Source organism: Acetobacter sp., from assembly GCF_047723915.1.
In the GTDB taxonomy this organism is placed as follows: domain Bacteria; phylum Pseudomonadota; class Alphaproteobacteria; order Acetobacterales; family Acetobacteraceae; genus Acetobacter.
The window spans coordinates 21,140-28,101 of sequence record NZ_JBDOBQ010000034.1 but is presented as its reverse complement, the minus strand read 5'-3'; the positions used below and the strand labels follow the sequence as shown (position 1 = coordinate 28,101).

The window sequence follows — 6,962 nt, the reverse complement described above, 5'->3', positions numbered from 1 at the left end:
TCAATCCCATCCGCCAGAGACAAGCGCGGACGCCACCCCGTCAATTCACCAATCTGCTCAATCGAGGCCCATGTCCGCTCCACATCCGCTTCAGGACGAGCTTGCAGGGTAATCTGCGCGGGGCGTTGGAGAGCGTGTTCCAGAAGGGTCACCAACTGCCTTACGGGTTCTGGCCGGTCGTTGCCGATATTGAGCAGCCGGGCCTGGCCCGCGGGCGGGGGAGCGGCGTATACGGCCAGCACGGCGCGCACCACGTCATCGATATAGGTGAAGTCGCGGGCCAGGGCGTTGCCTTCGTATAATGTGACGGGCTGCCCCCGCATGATGGCCCGGGCGAAGGTGTAATAGGCCATGTCCGGCCGCCCCCATGGCCCGTAAATAGTGAAAAACCGCAGCCCTGTCTGCGGCAGGCCGTACAGGTGGCTGTAGGTGGAAGATGTCAGTTCCGCGCAGCGCTTGGTCACGGCATAGAACGAGCCGGGTTGATCGACCGGATCTGTTTCCATGAACGGCAGTTTGGTGTTGCGGCCATAAACCGAGGACGACGACGCATATACCAGATGATCGAGCCGCTTGAGGTTACGTGCAAATTCCAGCACCGCCACATGGCCCCGCACGTTGACGTTGGCGAACACGTACGGGTCCTTGAGGGAGTGCCTGACCCCTGCCTGCGCCGCGAAATGGAAAATACCCCGGATATCGGGCTCACGCACCGCCAGATCCGCCAGATTGGCGGGATCGCTCAGGTCGAAACGGTGGAAGGAGAACGCCTTGTGCCCTTCAAGCAGGGCCAGTCGCGCCTGTTTGAGAGCGGGCGTGTAATAGCTGTTGAGGTCATCGACCCCGATCACGCGCTCCCCCCGTTCCAGCAGCGCGCGCGAGACGTGAAACCCCACAAATCCGGCGGCGCCGGTTACCAACACAGTCAAGATCGTTGCCCCATCATCCGGGGCAACGTGGCCCCGCCCGCCAATGTCATGCCCGGATATCTAGCGCAGACGCCACGCTGCGTCAGGTTTTTTCCCTGTTCAGGGTTTCGCGCTTGCGGTGACCGCCCCCAGAGAAGGAGATTCCACCTTGTCCCCCACAGTCAGGCTCAGCCTGGCCGCGACGCCACCTGCCAGTTCCAGCGTGGCCAGAACGGGGCCGTGGCTGCTGATCTGGGCCAGACTGCGGGGCACGGCGTTTTCCTCGATCGCGTGAATGCGATGATCCGCGCCGATAAACACGATATCGAGCGGGACAAGCGTGTTTTCCATCCACATGTCGCTGTCACGCGGGATACCCCACAGGAACAGCATGCCGGTGTTTTCGGGCATCTGGGTGCGGAACATTTCCCCCACCTGCTGCTGGCGCGGGGTTTTGGCCAGTTCGACCGTAAAGGCATGCGGGCCGGAAGCTGACGTAATGCTCAGTTTTTCCTGCGGCAGGGTCGGCTGCGCCTGGGTGGGTTCGCCCGTATCGTCTGCCAGGGCTGGCAGGAGGGGAACCGCGGCCTGCGCCATAAAACCGGCCATAACGGCCACGAACAGTTTATGCTTCACGTTGGTTTGTTCTCCTCTTTCATGCACCGTCACGCGCTCAGGCCTGCAGGAACGGGTTGCTGGCCTTTTCCGTCGCCAATGTGGACAGACCGCCATGCCCCGGCACGAAAGTGATGTCACCCCCTGACGTATCAAGCAACGGGAGAAGTTTGTCGCGGATGGAACGGATCAGCAGCGGACCATCACCATAGGGGAAATCCGTCCGCCCCACGCTGCCCTGGAACAGCACATCCCCCATGAAGGCAAAGCGGGCCTGATCGTCCACGAACACCACATGCCCCGGTGTATGGCCCGGCACATGCAGCACCCGCAGGCTGCGACCGGCGTAAGTCAGCACATCGCCTTCCTGCGTGAAGCGGTCGACCTCCGCGTTCTCCAGCCCTGAGAGGCCGAAAAGCCGCGACTGTTCGGTAATGGAGGACAGCAGGAACGCGTCGTGCCGGTCGGGACCGATCACCGCCGGGCGGGTGGGCTGCGCCGCTTCCAGCCCCCGGCACAGCGGAGCCACGCCGCCCGCGTGATCGAGATGCCCGTGGGTCAGGAGAATGGCCTCCACCGTCAGGGTGTTCCGGGCGAGAAAAGCCAGCAGGGTGTCTGCGTCGCCGCCGGGGTCCACCACCAGGGCGGCACGCGTCTGGGGGTTCCATAAAATGGAGCAGTTCTGCCGGAAAGGGGTGACGGGAATAACGTTGAGCTGCATGCCGGGATAGACGACAGGCATGAGGCATTCTCCTTTTTTGCCGTGCGGGCCGCAGGCGGACCGGCCCCTGGAATGGCGGGCAGGATGGCACAGAATACATAAAAAAACTGCCAGACCCGAACGATCTGGCAGTTTTGCGTCATACAGATGAACTGGCAGGCGAATACGCAGGCAGGCGCGATCAGCCCGGCAGCACCCAGCCTGTGGCGGGAATATCGAAATGCCCGCGCAGGTCATGGGCGGGAATGTTGGTCAGGTCCCTGGGCAGCGTCGTAATGACCCTGGCGGCAGCGGGCTTGCTCAGATGGGTGCTGATCTCGTGCAGGACGGGGGCCGGGGCCGCGAGCACAAACCCGGCAACCTGCGCGCCGTCATGGGCAACCAGCGCATTCATGCGGTCCGCCACCGTGCGGGCGAACGCGTCCTTGTTCAGGTCCGACGGGGTGGAACCCGCTGGCATCCTGCCCGGGGTCGCATGACCCTCGCCCTTGCTGTGACTGTCGAAATCCTGCACGTCGCGCATGGTGCCATCCGCGTCATGCACAAAACGTGCCTTGCCGCCATCGGCCACCACGTAAACAATCAGCCCGTCTCTTGCTTCGGTCATCAGCGTGTTCCTCATTCCATTGCCGGACCAAACCCGCCGCATCCCATTCTGGCGCGGGGCTTCTGGACGGCCTGTGCATGATATAGGGTGATTGCATGACACTTCCAGCCCCCCAGCACCTGCCAGCCACGCCTCTCGATCATGCCTTGGCCTGGGCACGGCAGGGCCAGCCTGTCGCCATTGCCACCGTAACCGGGGCTTGGGGCAGTTCGCCCCGGCCCGCGGGCAGTTGCATGGTGATCGCGGGGAATGGCCGGGTTGAAGGCTCGGTCAGCGGCGGGTGCGTGGAATCCGACGTGATGGTGCAGGCGCAGGATATTCTGGCAGGGGCAGCCCCCATGCTGCTCCATTACGGCGTGACCAGCGCCCGCGCGTGGGAGGTCGGGCTGGCCTGCGGCGGCAAGCTGGATGTGCTGATAGAAGCCGTGCAAAGCCCCGCCTGCCCCAGCGGCACCCTGCCCCTGTCCATGCTGGAACAGGCCTGCACGGACATGGCCGCCCGGCGTTCCACCGCACTGGCGCGCACGCTGGACGGCACGCACCACGTCCTGCTCCACCCCACCACCCCGGCAGTGGGCGGCACGGTCGTCACGCGGGGGGACAGCACAACCCCGCCCACCTGCCCGGCCCCCGTCATGGTGGTGGCCACGCAATGCCTGGTGGACGGACGGGCCGCCACCACGGCGGATGAGAACGGGCGGGACTGGTTTGTCCAGCCCCTGACCCCGCCCCCGCGCCTGCTGATTGTAGGGGCCGTGCATGTGGCGCAGCACCTGGCCCGGATGGCCACCCTGACCGGCCTTGCCCCGGTCGTGATCGACCCGCGTGAAGCGCTGGCGACCCCGGAGCGCTTTCCCGGCCTGGTGCCCGGCCAGACCCTGATTGCCGACTGGCCGACCGAAGCGCTGGAAAGCCTGAAGGTGGACACCATGACCGCCATTGCCACCCTGACGCACGACGCCAAGCTGGACGACCCCACGCTGGAGGCCGCGCTGGCCAGCCCGGCCTTCTATATCGGCGCGCTGGGCTCGCGCAGGACGCAGGCCAGCAGGCTGGATCGCCTGCGCGAACTGGGCTTTGGTGAAGATGCCCTGCGCCGTATTCGCGGGCCTGTAGGACTGGCCATAGGCGCGGTCGGGGCGGAGGAAATCGCCCTGTCCATTCTGGCGGAAATCGTGGCCGTGCGCCGCAATGCGCCCCTGGCCGCCCAGCCCGGATGGTAGAGCCGACCGGCCCACAGCCGGGCACCCCGGTCGGTGCACCCGGTGGGAACCCCACTGGAAACCCCATTAACACGCTGTCCGGCATTCTCTCCGGCACCCTGGCCATTGTTCTGGCAGCCGGTCGGTCCAGCCGCACAGCGCCTGCGCACAAGCTGCTGGCCCCGGATGCCACGGGCACGCCCATGCTTGCCCGCACGCTCGATGCGGTTACGGCCAGCATGGCGGCCCGTATTCTCGTGCTGCTGCCCCCCGACCAGCCGGACCTGGCCGCCCTGGTAGCCCCCTATGTGCAACGCGACAGCCGTGTCGGCACACGCGTGGTGGTGCGCGCGCCCATGGGCCTGTCGCAGTCCCTGCACGCGGGGGTCCGGGCGGCGCGGGCGGAGCAGGCGCGCTGCCTGCTTGTCTGCCTGGGGGACATGCCCCTTGTCCCGCCCACGTTGCTGAACGCGCTGATAACCGCCCAGCTTTCCACCAATGCCCCGGCCACCGCCCCGGACTGCGACGGCCGACCGGGCAATCCCGTGGCCTGGAGCGACACATGCTACGACAGGCTGCTTGAAACACGGGGCGACAAAGGCGGACGCGACCTGCTGCGCGCGCTCGGCCCCGCCGTGCGGCTGATCGCGGCCCCGATGGCCGCCCTGCAGGATTTCGACACCCCCGAAAGGCTGGCCGCCTACGCCCTGCTTGGCCATTTACCCCCGGGCCAGGCCCGCCGCACCCGGGGGGAGTTGACCGCGACGCCAAGCCGTCCAACAACTAGGGCCACGCCACGCGGGCCTGCCGCCAGAGCTGGCGCGTCATTCTATTGCAAGGAAAGATGCCGATCATGAGCAAGATTCTCCGCACCAACCCCGGTCCCATCCTGTCCACCGCCGTGGAATACCATGGCTTTGTGTTCACCGCCGGGCTGGTGGCCCGCAACCTCGAACTGGATATGGAAGGCCAGACCCGCGACGTACTGGACCAGATCGACACGCTGCTGGAACAGCACGGCACGGATAACACCCGCCTGTTGCAGGCCCAGATCTGGGTAAAGGACATCAAGGACCGCGAAGTGCTGAACACGCTGTGGAAAGCCTGGCTGCCCGAAAACCTGGCCCCCGCCCGCGCCTGCGTACAGGCCGTGCTGGCCGACCCGCGCGTGCTGGTCGAAATCATGCTGATCACCACCAAATAAACCGCACACGGTCTCGCCGCCCCCGGCGGCGGGACCAGCCTGCCCACAACCCCGCCCAAAAGGGTCTTGCCCGTCGCACCTGCCAGCAGATTCTCCCTGCCAGTCAGTGGGCCTCTCCCGTGGGGCTGGCACATTCTCCCTTGTAGCGCTGGCGATCAGCCGCTCCCGCGCGCCAGAAGGGACAGCCAGCACACCCGAGGCCGGACGGCACCCAGCGCAAGCCTTACGGCGCGACACCGCCCCTGATCCAGCCTGTCCGCGCCCGTCCCCGATGATCCGGTCCGCGCCTGAGCCCGGCAGGCCGCCATGCGTTCGGGCTTATGCGGCAGTCCAGCCATGCATTGGCATTGGACGCGGCGGAACGGCAGAACGCATGACCGGTTTGCCACCACCATGATGCCATGCCGGGATCGCAGACAGATATGTCACGCTTTTGTTGCATCGGGATCACAGTCAGGTCGAATCCTGCCCATGGCGGGCTCGGGGCTTTTTCCCCCACCCGAACACGATTTTGTTCCGTCGAAGGCGTAAAATGAAACAGATTCGGGCAAATTTGTGAAGAATAATAGGATTAAATTCCTATTTTCTAGTTTTTAAGAGGGATAATTCTGCAAAGATATGATTCGTCGTTTTGCCACGCAATGAGTGCTTGCCTGATCTGCGTGAACCTTTATACCTGTTCAAGGAATGCAGTCAGACTTGCAGAAAACGCAGGAAAGGTAGACGGGATGCGGCATGGACGGGCTAAGACGCTGAAGCTGAAACTCGCCGTCCTGTCATTTCTCTCCCTCTCCGCTTTCACCACCGCAGCCCATGCGGGCAGCCACCGGGCGCATGCCGGTGCGGCGCATCACAGCACCGTGCATTCAGGCAGCCACGCCCGTATCCAGCATACATCCGTATCGTCACGTGGGGCACGCCGGGGTTTTCACTTTGCGTCATCCCGGCATCATGCGCATGTGATCCAGTGCGTGGCCTATGCCAAAACCGCATCGGACGTGATGCTGCGCGGCAATGCGCGGGACTGGTGGCATAACGCCGCCGGTGTTTACGATCGCGGGCAGGCCCCCGAGTCCGGCAGCGTCCTGAATTTCCGCGCGACCCGCCGCATGCCGCTGGGTCATGTAGCGGTCGTGCATAACGTGATCGACAGCCGCACCATCACCATCGACCAGTCCCACTGGGCGCAGGCCGGTGTCAGCCGCAATGTGGCGGTGATCGACGTGTCACCCAACAATGACTGGTCCGCCGTGCGCGTGGCGCTGAATGGTGGCTCGGGCAATTACGGTTCCATTTACCCGACCTATGGCTTTATTTACCCGCGCCACGACGGAACAGGCCAATCCCTGCGCCAGACCGTCATGACCGCATGGAACAAAAAGAACACGGCCACCCAGTTGGCTCAGGCCCCCGAAGCCCCTGTAAAGGCAACCCCTGCCGCGGCAACACAGGACGCCACCGCAACAGCCCAGAACGACGGCCCGGTCGCCTTCGGCAACGAAGAATAAGCCCACGGCACCGCCCCGTTTTTGCGGCAATACCGCCTTTGCACCATAACCCGGTTCATATGAGCCGGGTTTTTTTATGCGGCACGTCCGAAACAGACACACTCCCAGCCGATACATGCTGACAATCGTTCATGCATGTCCGCAACGCTGCTGACACTGTGGTTTGCAGAATCACCCGATCAAGGCCGTAGGCAGCA

The 6,962-nt window shown here is 64.5% G+C and carries 8 protein-coding genes; 4 read left to right on the top strand and 4 right to left on the bottom strand.

Annotation, left to right across the window (positions count from 1 at the left end; translation table 11 throughout):
* The 4 genes from ABF990_RS13505 to ABF990_RS13490 form a co-directional block, all read right to left on the bottom strand.
* Positions 1-929: NAD-dependent epimerase/dehydratase family protein (locus ABF990_RS13505; RefSeq protein ID WP_415500781.1), on the bottom strand; the 929-nt coding region annotated here is incomplete at its 3' end.
* A 99-nt stretch (positions 930-1,028) separates the two neighbouring features.
* Positions 1,029-1,517: a DUF192 domain-containing protein gene (locus ABF990_RS13500; RefSeq protein ID WP_415491531.1), complete on the bottom strand. Its 489-nt coding sequence runs from the start codon at positions 1,515-1,517 to the stop codon at positions 1,029-1,031.
* A 64-nt stretch (positions 1,518-1,581) separates the two neighbouring features.
* Positions 1,582-2,265 (bottom strand): MBL fold metallo-hydrolase, encoded by a 684-nt coding sequence (locus tag ABF990_RS13495; RefSeq protein WP_415491499.1) that lies wholly within the window; start codon positions 2,263-2,265, stop codon positions 1,582-1,584.
* Positions 2,266-2,425: 160 nt separating this feature from the next.
* Positions 2,426-2,851 (bottom strand): host attachment protein, encoded by a 426-nt coding sequence (locus ABF990_RS13490; protein WP_415491500.1) that lies wholly within the window; start codon positions 2,849-2,851, stop codon positions 2,426-2,428.
* A 95-nt stretch (positions 2,852-2,946) separates the two neighbouring features.
* Between ABF990_RS13490 and ABF990_RS13485 the strand changes: the two genes are divergently transcribed.
* The 4 genes from ABF990_RS13485 to ABF990_RS13470 all read left to right on the top strand — a co-directional run bounded on the left by ABF990_RS13485 (position 2,947) and on the right by ABF990_RS13470 (position 6,765).
* The gene (locus ABF990_RS13485; RefSeq protein WP_415491501.1) at positions 2,947-4,074 is read left to right on the top strand and encodes an XdhC family protein; all 1,128 of its coding nucleotides are present in this window, start codon (positions 2,947-2,949) and stop codon (positions 4,072-4,074) included.
* Positions 4,068-4,910, top strand: a complete 843-nt coding sequence (locus ABF990_RS13480; RefSeq protein WP_415500782.1) for a nucleotidyltransferase family protein — start codon at positions 4,068-4,070, stop codon at positions 4,908-4,910. The genes ABF990_RS13485 and ABF990_RS13480 overlap by 7 nt, the downstream gene beginning before the upstream one ends.
* Entirely contained in the window at positions 4,907-5,257 is a 351-nt protein-coding gene (locus tag ABF990_RS13475; protein ID WP_415491503.1) for a RidA family protein, read from the top strand. The genes ABF990_RS13480 and ABF990_RS13475 overlap by 4 nt, the downstream gene beginning before the upstream one ends.
* Positions 5,258-5,985: 728 nt before the next feature.
* Complete coding sequence (locus ABF990_RS13470) at positions 5,986-6,765, top strand: CHAP domain-containing protein (protein WP_415500783.1); 780 nt, start codon at positions 5,986-5,988, stop codon at positions 6,763-6,765.
* Positions 6,766-6,962 lie beyond the last annotated feature (197 nt).